Annotated in this window: 1 protein-coding gene; it reads right to left on the bottom strand. The window is 56.4% G+C overall.

The features are described 5' to 3' along the window. Positions 1–432 (bottom strand): hypothetical protein (locus N800_RS16400; protein WP_232227694.1); only part of this gene is annotated, 432 nt, incomplete at its 3' end. Positions 433–459: the final 27 nt, after the last annotated feature.

Genomic DNA, 459 nt, shown 5'->3' with positions numbered 1-459 from the left:
GCCACGAAGTGGCTTCGACTTGAATGAACTGTTAGGCATGCGGGCGCAGGCCTCCGCAAGCCTCCTTGCAGCAGATGCCGCGCACTCTGAGCCATTTCCCGAGCAACTCAAGACATCTGCAGAGATGAACCTTTCCTCTTGACCCTTCAAGACGTAGAACACGCGGAACCTGTCATCTTTCGGATAGGCCCGGATGTTGTTGGCCGGTGCACCCACCAGATAGAACTCAATATCGAAAGCGCCATTGGTTTGCGCAAGGCTTAAAGTTCTGACCCCGTGCACGGCCCCCTCCAATGCAATCGCGAAGTGCTGCGAGATGCTGCTGTGGGAGTCGCCACTTGCAAACTGGATGACGCAGGTGCTCGCTTGCGAACTGCCAGCGCCAGCAAGTGCCGCTGTAAGAAATGTGGCCGCAAGTAGGGTCATAAGCATGCCTAACGCCTGAATTAAGCCGAGCCG

It is taken from the genome of Lysobacter daejeonensis GH1-9, assembly GCF_000768355.1.
In the GTDB taxonomy this organism is placed as follows: domain Bacteria; phylum Pseudomonadota; class Gammaproteobacteria; order Xanthomonadales; family Xanthomonadaceae; genus Aerolutibacter; species Aerolutibacter daejeonensis.
Note: the sequence above shows the minus strand (reverse complement) of the source record. Positions and strands in the feature narration are given on the sequence as shown.